This is a genomic window from Salinibacterium sp. NYA9b (assembly GCF_976973725.1).
In genome coordinates this window covers 1,676,878-1,690,420 of record NZ_OZ333476.1, presented here as the reverse complement: position 1 = coordinate 1,690,420, position 13,543 = coordinate 1,676,878, and the positions used below count along the sequence as shown (strand labels likewise).

The following is a 13,543-nucleotide window of genomic DNA, read 5'->3' as shown; positions in this document are numbered from 1 at the left end:
TGTCGGGGGCATCCGTGTTCATATTTATTCTGCAACTTCGCCACATGATCGAGGGTCACCCTGAGATCTACATGTTCGCAATCTACTCGTCGCTCATCTGGGCGCTGTGGTTGCTCAAAGTCGTGTTGTCGTCGCGCTACCGTCCGTATACGGGCACGTTCACCGGAACGACGAGCGTAGTAGTCCCGGTGCTCGATGAGCCGGAGGATCTCTTTCGGGATGTGCTCGCCCGCATGGTCGAGCAACAACCGTCTGAGATCATCGTCGTCATCAACGGTGCGCCGAACCCCACACTGGAACGCATCAGTGAAGAGTTCGCTCCGCTGGTGCGCTGGGTGCACACGCCGATTCCCGGTAAGCGCAATGCCGTGATGATCGGTACGGAGCTGTCGACAGGCGACATCACCGTTCTCGTCGACTCCGACACCGTCTGGACCGACAACACCCTTTCGGAGCTGGTGCGGCCGTTCGCTGACGCGAAGGTCGGCGGCGTCACAACACGTCAGCGCATCCTTGAACCGGAGCGAAGCTGGATCACTCGCTGGGCTGACTGGCTGGAGAACTCGCGAGCTCTCTACTCGATGCCCGCTCAGAGCGTGCTCGGACAGGTCGGTTGCTTACCGGGGCGCACCATTGCGTTCCGTCGCTCGATCATGACGCGCGTCATGGACCGCTTCATGAACGAACGTTTCATGGGCGTATTTCTTGAAGTAAGCGACGATCGCACTCTCACCAACCTTGCTCTTCAAGAGGGTCACCGCACGGTGTACCAGCACACCTCGCTCGTCTATACCGATGCGCCGCTTGAGGTCAAGAAGCTCTACAAGCAGCAACTGCGCTGGGCTCGTGGCAGCCAATACAACACCCTTCGCATGCTGCCGTGGATGCTGGGGCACGCACCAGTACTGGCCGTCTTCTTCCTGATGGACATCATCCTGCCGTTCCTTTTGGCTGGAGTGATCGCTGGTTGGATCTATCGCGCCATCAGCGGACAGGGATACAACTTCTACGAAGGGTTCCTCTCGGAGTATGGCGTTCAAAGCGGAGTGCTTCTCGTGCTCGCGCTCATGGTGGTGTCTTCGGTACTGAGCATGGCGATCCGACAGATTCGGCACCTCTCAGAGAAACCGATGGACTTCTTCCGCTTGCCGGCGTTCATCATCGTGTCCACTGCCTTCCTCATGCCTATCCGCCTTATTGGATTCTTCAGGATGGGGCATGCCAGCGGCTGGGGCACCCGTGCCGGGGCCTATGCCGGAGGTAACTCCAACGACCTCTTGGTCGGACAGCTCGACCACGACAGTGCGACGATCGCCGACCTGGACTTCGAACCAAGCACTGCTACTGGTGCTGTTGCCGTGCTGGAAGCGCCTCCGAGGCGGTCAACACGAGCAGCTGCTCCTGCGGCGCCACAGCGACGCCGGCTCAACCCCAAGGCCGCATGGCCTTACGTGATCGGTTTTTCAATCTTTGCAGTAGAGGCGGTTTCCATTGTTTTCTTCTCGTAGTTCCCATGTCCGAAACGGTGCAGCAGCCTGGTGGGCTGTCAGCAGCAGCCGAACCCGCTGGACGGGAGTCGGCAGTGCCGCGCTCGTGCTCACGCTCGGTGCGACAAGCGCATTCGTCTGGATTTCACCCAGCAGCACGGTAAATCAAGCTCTCAGCACGGCAGCAAAAACGGTTCTCCAAGCGGACACCGTGGCCGAGGAACGCGCTGACTGGGAGGCAGAAAAAGAGAGCCTGCTGTCGGAGATTGATGAACTTGAAGCGTCGATTGGTGTCGCCAAGAACAACCTGAAAGAAACGAATGCCCAATCCGCAGCGATCCAACAAGAGCTCTGGTCTGTTGAAGGAACGCTGAAAGCTCTTCAATCCAGTCGAGCTGAAAACGCGACGGTGGCGTCACCGTCGAAGTCGAACACGCCCAATACTTCGTCCGGTCCCGCAGCTATTACTGCCCCGTCAAAGGCCGCGATCGTGAACCCAGCCTCGACGTATCTCGGGCTCTATACCGAACAAGCACCGTTCAACTGGGCGACGTACGACTCGACCGCTACCAAGGTGGGCAGCAACCCGAACGTTGTCGGCTACTTTGGCGGCTGGGATGAGGACTTCCGTGCGAATGCGGTCACGCGTTCGTGGGAGAAGGAAACACTTCCGATTCTTACCTGGGAGTCACGACCAATTGGTTCTGGCAACGATCAGGTAGAAGAGCCCGACTACACGTTGCCCGCTATCATCGGCGATCCTGAAGCGGGCACGCCGGGAACATTCGATGACTATTTGCATCAATACGCGAAAGACATCGTGGCGACAGGACTACCTCTCGGCATCCGACTGGACCACGAGATGAACGGTGTCTGGTATCCATGGTCCGAGACAGACGGCCAAGGCAATTCGATTAACGAGAACCGCGTTGGTGACTTCGTCACTATGTGGCAGCACGTCCACGATATCTTCGCCGAGGAGGGGGCCAACGATCTCGTGATCTGGATCTGGGCACCCAACATCATCAATAACCTTCCGGCGACGCATCAATCGTCGGACTTCCTCGACGGGTTGTATCCGGGCGACGAATACGTGGACTGGGTGGGACTGTCGGGGTACCTTCGCCCCGCTTACAAGCCGGAGAACGACTTCACCTTCAGCTACACGTTCGACGCCAGTTTGAACGAGTTGCGCCGGATCACCAACAAGCCAATCTTCCTGACGGAAATCGGAGCATCCGAGACGGGTGGACACAAAGCCGGTTGGGTGACCAGTCTCTTCGAATCGCTCGCGAAGCCAGAGAACGACGACATCATCGGGATTTCGTGGTTCAACTTAGCTGTCACGACCTATGTCGAGGGTGAGCGCTCGACCAATGACTGGCGCATCGACTCTCGCGCAGATTCTCTCGCCGCCTTCATCGAGGGCTTGGCGCGACCTGACAGCGATTTCACCCTCACCGCACGCTGAACCGATGAATAAGGAGCACAACATGAACAGCACAGCACCTTCAGCCCAGAACACCATCGGTCAGTATGGAGACGCAGAACGTCCCCGACTGAGCGTCGTCGGCACCGGATATCTCGGTGCGACTCACGCAGCGGCTATGGCAGAAATGGGGTTCGATGTCATCGGCGTCGACACCGATCCGGCCAAAGTAAAGCAGCTCAGCGAAGGAAAGGTTCCCTTCTTCGAACCAGGACTTCCGGAGCTCATCCGCACGCACGTTGCGAGCGGACGATTGCGGTTCACTACAGACCTTGCTGAGGCTACGGCGAATTCCGACATCCACTTCATCTGTGTCGGTACGCCCCAGCAGCGGGGGAATAACGCTGCAAACCTCGATTACGTGGAGGAAGCTACGCGGCAGGTCGCCCGCTATCTGACCCACGACGGCCTAATTGTCGGCAAGTCGACCGTGCCGGTAGGAACGGGAGCCCGCTTGCGTTCGATCATCGCCGATTCAGCCCCGGCAGAGGTGAACGTTGAGTTGGTGTGGAACCCCGAGTTCCTGCGAGAGGGTAAAGCAGTCGAAGATACGCTGCGCCCCGATCGGATTGTTCTGGGCGGAGTGTCACCGCGTTCTGAAGCAGCAATGCGCGCGGTCTACGCCATTCCCATCGAGACGGGAACCCCCGTGATCGTGTGCGATCTGCCGACCGCTGAACTCGTCAAAGTGAGCGCAAATGCCTTCTTGGCGACAAAGATCTCCTTCATCAACGCGATTGCCGAAGTGTGTGACGCCTCGGGCGCTGATGTAGCGGTCCTGGCTGACGCACTCGGCCACGACGTGCGCATTGGGCGGCAGTTCCTCAACGCAGGGCTGGGCTTCGGGGGCGGATGCCTTCCCAAGGATATCCGGGCGCTCATCCACCGTTCGAGTGAGCTCGGCGCTACCAAGGCTGCGGCGTTGCTGCAGCAGGTCGATGAGATCAACATGTCCCAACGCTTGCAAGTCATCGGTCTCGCGATCGATGCCTGTGGTGGTTCGGTTCTCAACCGCAGAATCGGCATCCTCGGCGCGGCCTTCAAGCCACTGACTGACGATGTGCGGGATTCTCCAGCGCTCAACGTTGCGGCCGCACTCCATCTCCGGGGAGCTCAGGTCGTCGTCTACGACCCCGAAGCATCCGAAACAGCTCAGCGGATGTTCCCCACGCTCACCTATGTCGACTCGGTCGACGAGGCTGCCGCGGGATCGGACGCCCTCTTGGTCTTGACAGAGTGGGATGAGTTCAAGGCCAGCGACCCTGTGGCGCTAGGGCAAATTGTCGGCAGCCGCGTCATGATCGATGCCCGCAATTGCCTCGACGCCGCAACGTGGCGTGCAGCTGGTTGGTCGTTCAGTGGGCTAGGGGCGTCGTCGTCACGTGCTCCTGTAATCGATGGCACCGGACTGGACCTGACTCGTCGCACGCCGCAGCTCGTGAGCGCCTACTAAAACACAACCGGGCTAAATAATAAGGGCCGCATCCCGAAGGATGCGGCCCTTATTGTGTGCTGTGTTAGCGCTTAGACGCCGAAGTACAGTTCGTACTCGTACGGGTGCGGGCGCTGTGCGAACGGAAGCAGTTCGTTCGTACGCTTGTAGTCAATCCAGGTCTCGATGAGGTCCTTGGTGAAGACGTTGCCTTCCATGAGGAACTCATGGTCAGCTTCGAGAGCAACAAGTGCTTCTTCGAGCGAAGCGGGCACCTGAGGAATCAGGCGTGCTTCCTCGGGAGGCAGCTCGTACAGGTCCTTGTCAACGGGCTCGTGCGGCTCAGTCTTGTTCTTGATGCCGTCGAGGCCAGCCATGAGCTGAGCAGCGAACGCGAGGTAAGGGTTACCCGATGCATCCGGTGCGCGGAACTCAATGCGCTTTGCCTTGGGGTTCGTTCCGGTGATCGGGATACGGATGGAAGCCGAACGGTTTCCAGCCGAGTACACGAGGTTCACGGGAGCTTCGAATCCGGGGATCAGGCGGCGGTACGAGTTGACCGTCGGGTTGGTGAAGGCGAGCACAGCAGGTGCGTGCTTGAGCAGTCCACCGATGTACCAGCGAGCGGTGTCGCTGAGTCCGCCGTAGCCCTTTTCGTCGTAGAACAACGGGGTTCCGTCGTTCCAGAGCGACTGGTGCGTGTGCATTCCCGAACCGTTGTCGCCGAAGAGCGGCTTCGGCATGAACGTTGCCGTCTTGCCCCACTCGTTGGCGGTGTTCTTGACGATGTACTTGAACTTGAGGATGTCGTCACCGGCGTGAACGAGGGTGTCGAACTTGTAGTTGATCTCACCCTGACCTGCAGTGCCGACCTCGTGGTGGCTGCGCTCAACCTCGAGTCCAACATCGATGAGCTTCATGACGATGTCGTCACGGATGTCTGCGTGCTGGTCAACGGGGGAGACGGGGAAGTAGCCGCCCTTGAAGGGGGTCTTGTTGGCGAGGTTTCCGCCGGCTTCGGTGCGTCCGCTGTTCCAAGCGCCTTCGCTGGAGTCGACTTCGTAGAAGCTCTTGTTGGCGCTTACTTCGTAGCGAACATCGTCGAAGATGTAGAACTCTGCTTCGGAGGCAAAGAACGCGGTGTCGGCGATCCCGGTCGAAGCGAGGTACTTTTCGGCCTTCTTGGCAACCTGGCGCGGGTCGCGAGCGTAGATCTCGCCGTTGCGGGGGTTGTAGATGTCGAAGATGATGACGAGGGTGCGCTCGACGCGGAAGGGGTCGACGTAGGCGGTCGTGACGTCAGGGATCAGTTGGAGATCCGACTCGTGGATCGACTGGAAGCCACGGATCGATGAACCATCGAAGAGCTGGCCGACAGCGAAGAAGTCTTCATCAACTGCGGCGGCGGGGATGTTGAAGTGCTGCTGGATACCGGGGAGGTCGGTAAACCGGATGTCGACGAACTTGACGTCTGTGTCCTTGATAAAATCAAGAACCTCAGACGAATTGGAAAACTTCGGATGAGACATTGAGTGGAACTCCAAGGGGTTCATTTGATGATCGGCTGTCGTTACAACCATCTCTTAGGGTACAGAAGAAGGATTTCGCAATCATCTCCGAATTGTTTCCGGCATGTTACGGAGCTGCGATTCGTTAGGCTGAACCAGTGAATCAGCATCAAGAAATTCCCGATGAATGGCCAGGTAAGCGCTTTGGGCTCCCAGCGGAAGGCCCGCGTTCGATTGGTCGACTGGGGCGCAGGCTCGTTGCTCTCGCTATCGACTGGGGCTTTGCCGTCGTCGTATCGATAGCGTTTTTCAACTACGACGCGTTCGCCACTCTCGGTGTTTTCGTCGCAGCCCAGATCGTTGTGCTGATCACCACAAACGGCAGCTTCGGACATCTCATCACTGGAATGCGCGTCGTTCCCCTTGCTGGGGGCTACCTCGGCATCTGGCGGCCCATCGTGCGCACTCTGTTGATGGCGCTCGTCATTCCCGCCGTCATTTGGGATGTCGATCAGCGAGGTATGCACGACCGCATCGCAGGCACGCTGCTCGTTCGACGCTAACCTCCGGGTTAACGCGACAGAGCCGACGAGCACAGTGGCTCATTGGCTCTGTGGCTCATCGGCTCTGGAAGCGCGAAAGGGTGATGCGGATTGTTAGGCGCGCTGTGAGCGCTGTGCGCGGGCCTTCATGGGGTCGACTCCCTTAGGAATCGGGAGGCCGTTCTTGTCGAGTGACGTCAGCCGGTTGGAGACTGCGAGAATTTCGGGCTTGCGAAGAACGTTCTTGAGACGGCCGAGGGTGGGTGCGAGCTTGTGCAACGCAACGGAGTCCGCGTCGGGTCCGACATAGATGAAGTGCACGGGAACATTGGGCAGGAAGCGATTCATCTTGCGACGCTCATCTTCCAACATCTTCTGCGTGCGGCTGCGGGGTCCTTCGCCGATGAGTGCGATGCCACCCTTGCCGATTGCGCGGTAGACAGCATCCTGCGTCTTAGGGCTGATCGCAACAGGCATTTCGCTCGCGGTCCAACCGCGACGCAGCGAACTCTTGAGCACGGCACCGACAGCACCGGGCTGGCCGGCAATTTGCGAGTAGGCGGCGCGTTCTGCGCGGCGTCCCAAAACAATGAGGAACGCGAGAAGGCCAGCCATTACACCGGCAATGATGTAAAGCACGAACCCGAAAACGTTGTCCCCGGCGAGAAGGAAAGCCAGAACGAGCCCGACCACAATGGGCAAGAGGAAAGCCAAGAGGAAGAACCAGATTGCGAGGTTGTCGTAGCGCCTCGTCATTTGGAAGACCTGGTACATCTGCTTGATGCGACCGGGTTCTTTTTGAGCCTTCGGAGCCTTCGGAGTCTTTTCGCTGCGTGCCATGCATCTAGGATACGGCCTCTGACGCCTCTATGGATTCGAAGTTCTCACGCGAGGCGTCCGTCGGCCCGTGCGGAGCACTATTCCGAGTCCTGTCCTGAGTGATCTTGTGCGATGGTGCTTGTCCACAAGCGGCTGCTGCAAGCGTCAGCGGGCGCGTATGAGGGCAAATGATGGAGCTGTGAATGACGACTCGATAGCTGGCTACCGCACGGTACGCACCCTCGCAGAGGGCTTATCCTCACGACTTGTTCTCGCGTGCCCGAGTGGTGATATCGAACGGGACGACGCCTCGAGCGTGCGTGTGATCAAACGCTTGCTTCCCGACAGCGGAGCGCTCGACCTGCTCGCCGAGATTGAGTGTCTGTCTCTAGTGCAGGGCGCTCACGCCGTCGAACTGGACGATATCGCGGCGGCCCCTGATGGCTCGCCGGCGCTGATTACGCACTGGCGCACCGCGATAACGCTGAGGCGCGTTATGCGTGAACGACAAACGCTGCGCCCCGGAGAGGTAATCACCATTCTTGCGCCGCTCGCTGCGGCACTGGATCGAGTGCACCGTGCCGGCGTCGCTCTCGGAAACCTGACAATGGACGCTGTGCACTTCGATAGCTCCGGAATGCCCTTCTTTGGAGATTTTGGCTCGGCTCGATTGCACGGCAGCATTCCAACACCAGCGGAGCTGTGCGAGGCGCCGTGGTTCCAAGAAGACCGCTCAGCCTATGCCGTCACGGCAAGCGGCGTCATCGCGGCGATGGCGCTGGAGCATAACCTCCGAACGCCGATCGCGGAGCTGTTGGCTTGGCTGTCCAGCGAGGAGCACATGCGCAGTGCTGAGTGGCAGTGGGAATGTGAACGGCGGCTGTTTGCGCTGGGAGCACCAGAGCCGGTGCGCCTGGGTCCCGCTGAGTCGACGCAGACGTTCGATGCTGTTCAGCACGCACGGGGTAGCGCGGTGACACCACATGATCGACCGCGTCCGCCACGAACCGAACTCGATTCGGTGGTTGCCCTTCCGGAGTGGCTTCAGGGCAGGGTGGGCGAACTGGTTGCCGCGGCGAAGGATCAGGCTGTGCGCGGCAAGACGATTCTTCGGGACTGGTGTCGCCCGATCAGAAAGCGCACATGGGCTCTCGCTGCAGTCGGTGCGCTCTGTGTGGCGTTGGCGGTTGTTGTCGCGTCTTTTGACGGCACCGAAGCCCCGGCCGCTGTCGCTTCTGCTGATGGCGATTCGTCGGCAGCAGAGTCTCACCCCGAACGCGAGAACGAGGGGGAGGAGATCGCCGTTGGCTCATCAGAAGAGGGCGCCTCAGAGTCGTGGCGCAACGACCTCCCGGCTGAGCCCAAGGCGGCCCTTGACGCGTTGCTTTCGACTCGAAACGAGTGTCTACGGGATCTGTCGATTGAATGCCTTGAAGCAGTTTCCCGTTCCGATTCACCTGCGTTCGCCGCAGATTCTGCCCACATTCACAATGTGTTGAATGGTGCAGAGTTATCTTCCGACGTTCTGTTGACTGCCGCGGATGCCGCAGAGATTCAGCGGCTCGGAGACAGTGTCCTGTTCGAGTTCGTTTCTGCAGATGAAAGCAAACCGGCCTCGCTACTTCTAGTGAAGAGCGAGGCCGGTTGGCGAATCAGGAGCTATACGCTGCCTGAGTGAACTGAGATCAGTTAGATTCCAAGCTTGTCAGCGAAGTCTCCGCCTTCGAGGCGGTTCTTCACGTCCACGAGGAAGCCAGCAGCGTCGGCCCCATCGACGATGCGGTGATCGTAGCTGAGCGCGAGGTAAACCATCGAACGGATGCCGATGGAATCACCATTGGCATCGCTGATCACTACGGGCTTCTTGGTCACGATTCCGGTGCCGAGGATTGCCGACTGCGGCAAGAACACGATCGGAGTGTCGAAGAGAGCGCCACGTGAACCGGTGTTGGTTAGCGTGAACGTTCCGCCCGAAAGCTCGTCAGGGGTCAACTTGTTGTCGCGGGTGCGCTGAGCAAGATCTGCGATCTCGCCAGCGAGTCCTGCGATGTCGAGTGACGCAGCGTCGCGGATAACGGGCGTAAGCAATCCACGCTCGGTGTCCACTGCGATGCTCATGTTCTCCTGGGCGGGGTACACGATGGCATTGTCTTCGATCGTCGCGTTGATGATCGGGTGAACGGTCAACGCTTCTGCGGCAGCAAGGGCAAAGAACGGCAGGAATGAAAGCTTCGTGCCAGTCTTAGCCAAGAACTCGTCTTTCACAGAGTTGCGGTAGTTAGCAACTGCAGTGACGTCAACTTCAACGACGGAAGTGAGCTGAGCAGATGACTGCATAGAGAGAACGGCACGCTCGGCGATGACCTTGCGTAGTCGCGACATCGGAACGGTGGTTCCCCGCAACGGCGAGACTTCCCGAGCTGCGGGCGCCGCGGCAGCAGGTGCCTCTGATTCAGCATCAGTTGCGGCTTCGCTTGCAGCGAGAACGTCCTGCTTGCGGATGCGACCGCCGACACCAGTTCCCGTAAGCGTGCTTACGTCGACGCCGCGCTCGTTTGCGAGCTTGCGCACGAGAGGAGTGAGGTATCCGGCTTGCGAGTCATCGCTGTCAGACGCTTCCTCGGCGGCGGGAGCCGACGCGGCAGGTGCAGCTTCGGCGGCAGGTGCCGCTTCAGCAGCGGGTTCCGCTTCGGCAACAGGTGCAGCTTCAGCAGGGGCCTCGGGCGCGGCAACCGGCGCGGCAGCAGCAGCGGGAGCCGCTGATTCTGCGACGGGCTCGGCAACTGGCGCTTCAGGCGCAGCAGGCGCTTCGGCTTCAGCAGCGGGCGCCTCGACGACGGGAGCGGGCTCGGCCGCGGGGGCTTCAGCAGCGGGTGCTGCAGCCTCTTCGGCGGGCGCTTCGGCGGCAGGTGCTGCAGTCTCTTCAGCGGGAGCCTCTGCTGCAGCGGGAGCCGCTTCGGCAGGTGCTTCCTCAGCGGCGGGAGCAGCATCTGCGCCGCCCGATCCGTCGCCGATTTTTACCAGCGCGGTGCCAACTTCTACTGTTTCGTCTTCGGCAACCAAGATCTCTTCGATGACTCCGGCAACGGGAGAAGGAATCTCCGTGTCGACCTTGTCAGTGGAGACCTCGAGCAGGGGCTCGTCAACCTCTACACGCTCGCCGACTTGCTTCAGCCAGCGGGTCACCGTGCCCTCGGTGACACTCTCTCCGAGTGCCGGAAGGTTAACGGATTCGCTCATCAGTACTGCTCCTTTGTGATGCTTGTCATCAATAGCTTAGTTCCGTGGTTAGGCGGAGCCTAGACCGCGTGCAGCGGCTTGCCGGCCAGGGCGAGGAATGCCTCGCCGAGAGCCTCGTTTTGGGTGGGGTGTGCGTGAAGCAACGGGGTGATGTCTTCGGGGTGTGCTTCCCAGTTGACGATCAGTTGTGCTTCACCGATCAGTTCGCCAACGCGGGCTCCGATCATGTGAACTCCGACGACTGGACCGTCGACTACGCGAACGACCTTGATGGAACCAGCGGTGCCGATGATGGCACTCTTGCCGTTTCCGCTGAGGTTGTAGTCGTAGGCCTTGACGTTGTCAGCGCCGTGGGCTTCGATCGCCTTTGCTTCGCTCAGGCCGATGGACGCTACCTCGGGGTCGCTGTACGTGACCTTCGGAATGTGGAGGTCATCGATCACGATGGGCTTGAGGCCAGCGAGTTCTTCGACAACGAAGATTCCTTGCTGGAATCCACGGTGAGCGAGCTGGAGGCCAGGAACGATGTCTCCGACGGCGTAGACGCCAGGAATGTTGGTGGCGAGGCGCTCGTTCGTGAGAACGAAGCCGCGGTCCATCTCAATGCCGACTTCTTCGAAGCCGAGTCCAGCGGTCGACGGGCCACGGCCGACGGCAACGAGCAGGAGCTCGGCTTCGACCGTTTCGCCGTTTTCCAAAGTAACGACGACGCCGTCGTCGTTCTGCTCGACGCTCTTGAAGCGAACGCCGGTGTGGAAGTTGATGCCACGACGGCGGAATGCTCGTTCAAACTGCTTGCTGACCGACTCGTCTTCCATGGGAACGAGGTGGGGGAGACCTTCAATAATGGTGACGTCGGCTCCCCAGCTCTTCCAGACGCTCGAGAATTCAACGCCGATGACGCCGCCACCGAGCACTGCGACCTTCTTCGGAACGAAGTCGAGTTCAAGTGCCTGTTCGGAGGTGATGACGCGGCCACCGATTTCGAGTCCTGGCAGCGAGCGAGAGTAGGAGCCAGTCGCCAGAATGACGTTCTTGCCTACTACGGTGTCTTCGCCAACCTGAACGGTGTTGGGCGCGACGAGCTTGCCTTCGCCCTCGATGACGGTGATACCGCGCATCTTGATGAGGCCCTGCAGGCCCTTGTACTTGCTCGCGACGATGTCTTGGCGGTACTTGGTTACCGCTGAGATGTCGATGCCGTCGAGTGTGGCGGTGACGCCATACTTCGCTGCTTCGCGCGTCACGTCAGCGACCTCTGCGGAGTGCAAAAGTGCCTTGGTCGGAATGCAGCCCACGTGCAGGCAAGTGCCACCGAGCTTGTTCTTCTCGATCAGGCCAACGGTCATCCCGAGTTCGGCGGCGCGCAACGCAGCTGCGTAGCCACCGCTTCCTCCACCAAGAACGACAAGGTCAAAATTGTGCTCAGCCAATACAGCAGCTCCTCTGTAAGGAAATTTTTCGTCGGAACGCACTGTGTGTAGTCAGTGCGACCGGATGGTGCGGAAACATCCCGCGTTTAAAAAACCTTACTACGGACGAGAAAATTCCTCGGCCAGTTCAATGAGTGTTCGAACACCGATTCCAGTGGCGCCCTTGCCGACGTAGCCCCAACCTCCGCCGCGGTTGTCTGACGGACCGGCAATATCGATGTGAGCCCACGGGATGGTTTCGGTGCTGTTGGGGCGCTTTCCTACGAAGTCCTTAAGGAACGCGGCCGCGATGAGCATGCCTCCAGCGGTGTTGCCTGGCTTGATATTGGCGATATCGGCAATATCAGACGCGAGCAGTGGGCGGAGTTCAGGGCTAATCGGCATCGCCCAGAAGGGCTCGCCCACACGGTCTGCAACCGCGACCACTTGGTTGACGAGAGCTTTATCACCCATCGTGCCGGCGTAGCGGTTACCCAAAGCGACAACGGCTGCGCCGGTGAGTGTTGCAATGTCCACGATGGCGTCGGGGTTCTCTTCGCTGGCAGCGACCAGACCGTCAGCCATGACAAGTCGACCTTCGGCATCCGTGTTGAGAACTTCGACGGTTTTTCCGCCGCGGATTGTCAACACGTCATTGGGTCGAATTGCGCTGCCAGAGGGCATGTTCTCGGCGAGGCAGAGCCACGCGGTCAATCGCACGTTGGTGCCGAGCTTCGCGCACGCTTCGACAACGGCCATGACAGTCGCTGCTCCGCTCATGTCAAACTTCATGCCGATCATGCCGAGTCCAGGCTTGAGCGAGAGCCCGCCCGAATCGAACGTGATTCCCTTGCCAACAAGTGCGAGGTGCTTTGCGGAGTCAGAAGGGGTGTAGCTGATTTTTACGAGGCGAGGACCGCGAGTGGATCCTTGGCCGACTCCGAGAATTCCACCAAAGCCGCCCTCTTCGAGTTCTTTTTCTGCGTAGACCTCTACTGCGACGTTGTCGAGCGACGCGAGTTCACTCGCACGATCGGCGAAGGTTTCGGGGTAGAGCTCTCGGGGGGCCTCGTTGACCATGTCGCGAGTGACGTGCGTGGCATAAGCGATTACGGTCGCGCGTTCAATGAGCGCGGCATCCGCAATGGGGCTCACTACGGTGATGTCGGTTGCGAGCTTCTTGCTCGCTTCGGGAGTAGTTGAGCGATAAGCATCATAGGAGTAAGCGCCGATCGCAGCGCCCTCGAGTACAGCGAGCGTTTCCTCACTCGACTGCGCTCCGAGGGACAGAGTGATGTGCGGTGCCCCTCGCAATTGGCGAGCGGCTGAACCGGCGGCGTAACGCAAGGATTCGACGGTGGGGGAGGCATCTCCGAGACCGATGAAGGCGACTGCCGGAGCCGCGATGTCGGTGGCAGGAATGCGGTGGAGTTCGTCAGCCGCACCGGTCGCGCCAATGAGACTCAGCGCCTGCTCGAAGGTTGCAAGTTGCGACGACGTGTCCACGAGTTTCGGCCCGGTGTCGGTTTTCACCACCCCGATAACGAGAACATCGGATTCAACTTCGGAGGCGGGCGCGGTGGACAAGTGCAACGTAGCAACGGTCATGTCCTC

The 13,543-nt window shown here is 59.8% G+C and carries 10 protein-coding genes; 5 read left to right on the top strand and 5 right to left on the bottom strand.

Features of this window, described 5'->3' with window-relative positions; all coding sequences use genetic code 11:
- Positions 1-14 precede the first annotated feature (14 nt).
- The 3 genes from ACWFSR_RS08060 to ACWFSR_RS08050 are packed head-to-tail and all read left to right on the top strand — an operon-like array spanning position 15 to position 4,429.
- The gene (locus tag ACWFSR_RS08060; protein WP_197105761.1) at positions 15-1,508 is read left to right on the top strand and encodes a glycosyltransferase family 2 protein; all 1,494 of its coding nucleotides are present in this window, start codon (positions 15-17) and stop codon (positions 1,506-1,508) included.
- Positions 1,492-2,958 (top strand): glycosyl hydrolase, encoded by a 1,467-nt coding sequence (locus ACWFSR_RS08055; protein WP_197109874.1) that lies wholly within the window; start codon positions 1,492-1,494, stop codon positions 2,956-2,958. Before ACWFSR_RS08060 ends, ACWFSR_RS08055 begins: the two co-directional genes overlap by 17 nt.
- A 22-nt stretch (positions 2,959-2,980) precedes the next feature.
- The gene (locus ACWFSR_RS08050; protein ID WP_447522146.1) at positions 2,981-4,429 is read left to right on the top strand and encodes a UDP-glucose dehydrogenase family protein; all 1,449 of its coding nucleotides are present in this window, start codon (positions 2,981-2,983) and stop codon (positions 4,427-4,429) included.
- A gap of 71 nt (positions 4,430-4,500) precedes the next feature.
- On the opposite strand, the gene glnA is transcribed toward ACWFSR_RS08050, so the two are convergent.
- Positions 4,501-5,937, bottom strand: a complete 1,437-nt coding sequence (gene glnA, locus ACWFSR_RS08045; protein ID WP_197105758.1) for a type I glutamate--ammonia ligase — start codon at positions 5,935-5,937, stop codon at positions 4,501-4,503.
- 137 nt (positions 5,938-6,074) lie between these two features.
- Between glnA and ACWFSR_RS08040 the strand changes: the two genes are divergently transcribed.
- The gene (locus ACWFSR_RS08040; RefSeq protein WP_197109876.1) at positions 6,075-6,479 is read left to right on the top strand and encodes an RDD family protein; all 405 of its coding nucleotides are present in this window, start codon (positions 6,075-6,077) and stop codon (positions 6,477-6,479) included.
- Between the two features lie 93 nt (positions 6,480-6,572).
- Here ACWFSR_RS08040 and ACWFSR_RS08035 read toward each other — a convergent pair whose 3' ends face one another.
- Complete coding sequence (locus tag ACWFSR_RS08035; RefSeq protein ID WP_197105756.1) at positions 6,573-7,298, bottom strand: DUF4191 domain-containing protein; 726 nt, start codon at positions 7,296-7,298, stop codon at positions 6,573-6,575.
- Between the two features lie 178 nt (positions 7,299-7,476).
- Between ACWFSR_RS08035 and ACWFSR_RS08030 the strand changes: the two genes are divergently transcribed.
- Entirely contained in the window at positions 7,477-8,955 is a 1,479-nt protein-coding gene (locus ACWFSR_RS08030) for a hypothetical protein (RefSeq protein ID WP_447522145.1), read from the top strand.
- 11 nt (positions 8,956-8,966) lie between these two features.
- Here ACWFSR_RS08030 and sucB read toward each other — a convergent pair whose 3' ends face one another.
- From sucB to ACWFSR_RS08015, 3 genes are all read right to left on the bottom strand, one after another.
- On the bottom strand, positions 8,967-10,517 hold the full coding sequence (gene sucB, locus ACWFSR_RS08025; protein ID WP_447522144.1) for a 2-oxoglutarate dehydrogenase, E2 component, dihydrolipoamide succinyltransferase: 1,551 nt from the start codon (positions 10,515-10,517) through the stop codon (positions 8,967-8,969).
- 59 nt (positions 10,518-10,576) lie between these two features.
- Entirely contained in the window at positions 10,577-11,950 is a 1,374-nt protein-coding gene (lpdA, locus tag ACWFSR_RS08020; RefSeq protein WP_197105753.1) for a dihydrolipoyl dehydrogenase, read from the bottom strand.
- A 99-nt stretch (positions 11,951-12,049) separates the two neighbouring features.
- On the bottom strand, positions 12,050-13,537 hold the full coding sequence (locus ACWFSR_RS08015) for a leucyl aminopeptidase (protein WP_447522143.1): 1,488 nt from the start codon (positions 13,535-13,537) through the stop codon (positions 12,050-12,052).
- Positions 13,538-13,543: the final 6 nt, after the last annotated feature.

What these genes read in the sequence shown, in the direction of transcription:
- ACWFSR_RS08050 (WP_447522146.1), top strand. Translation starts at nt 2,981, where the DNA reads ATGAACAGCACAGCACCTTCAGCCCAGAACACCATCGGTCAGTATGGA.
- glnA (WP_197105758.1), bottom strand. Translation starts at nt 5,937, where the DNA reads ATGTCTCATCCGAAGTTTTCCAATTCGTCTGAGGTTCTTGATTTTATC.
- ACWFSR_RS08035 (WP_197105756.1), bottom strand. Translation starts at nt 7,298, where the DNA reads ATGGCACGCAGCGAAAAGACTCCGAAGGCTCCGAAGGCTCAAAAAGAA.
- sucB (WP_447522144.1), bottom strand. Translation starts at nt 10,517, where the DNA reads ATGAGCGAATCCGTTAACCTTCCGGCACTCGGAGAGAGTGTCACCGAG.
- ACWFSR_RS08015 (WP_447522143.1), bottom strand. Translation starts at nt 13,537, where the DNA reads ATGACCGTTGCTACGTTGCACTTGTCCACCGCGCCCGCCTCCGAAGTT.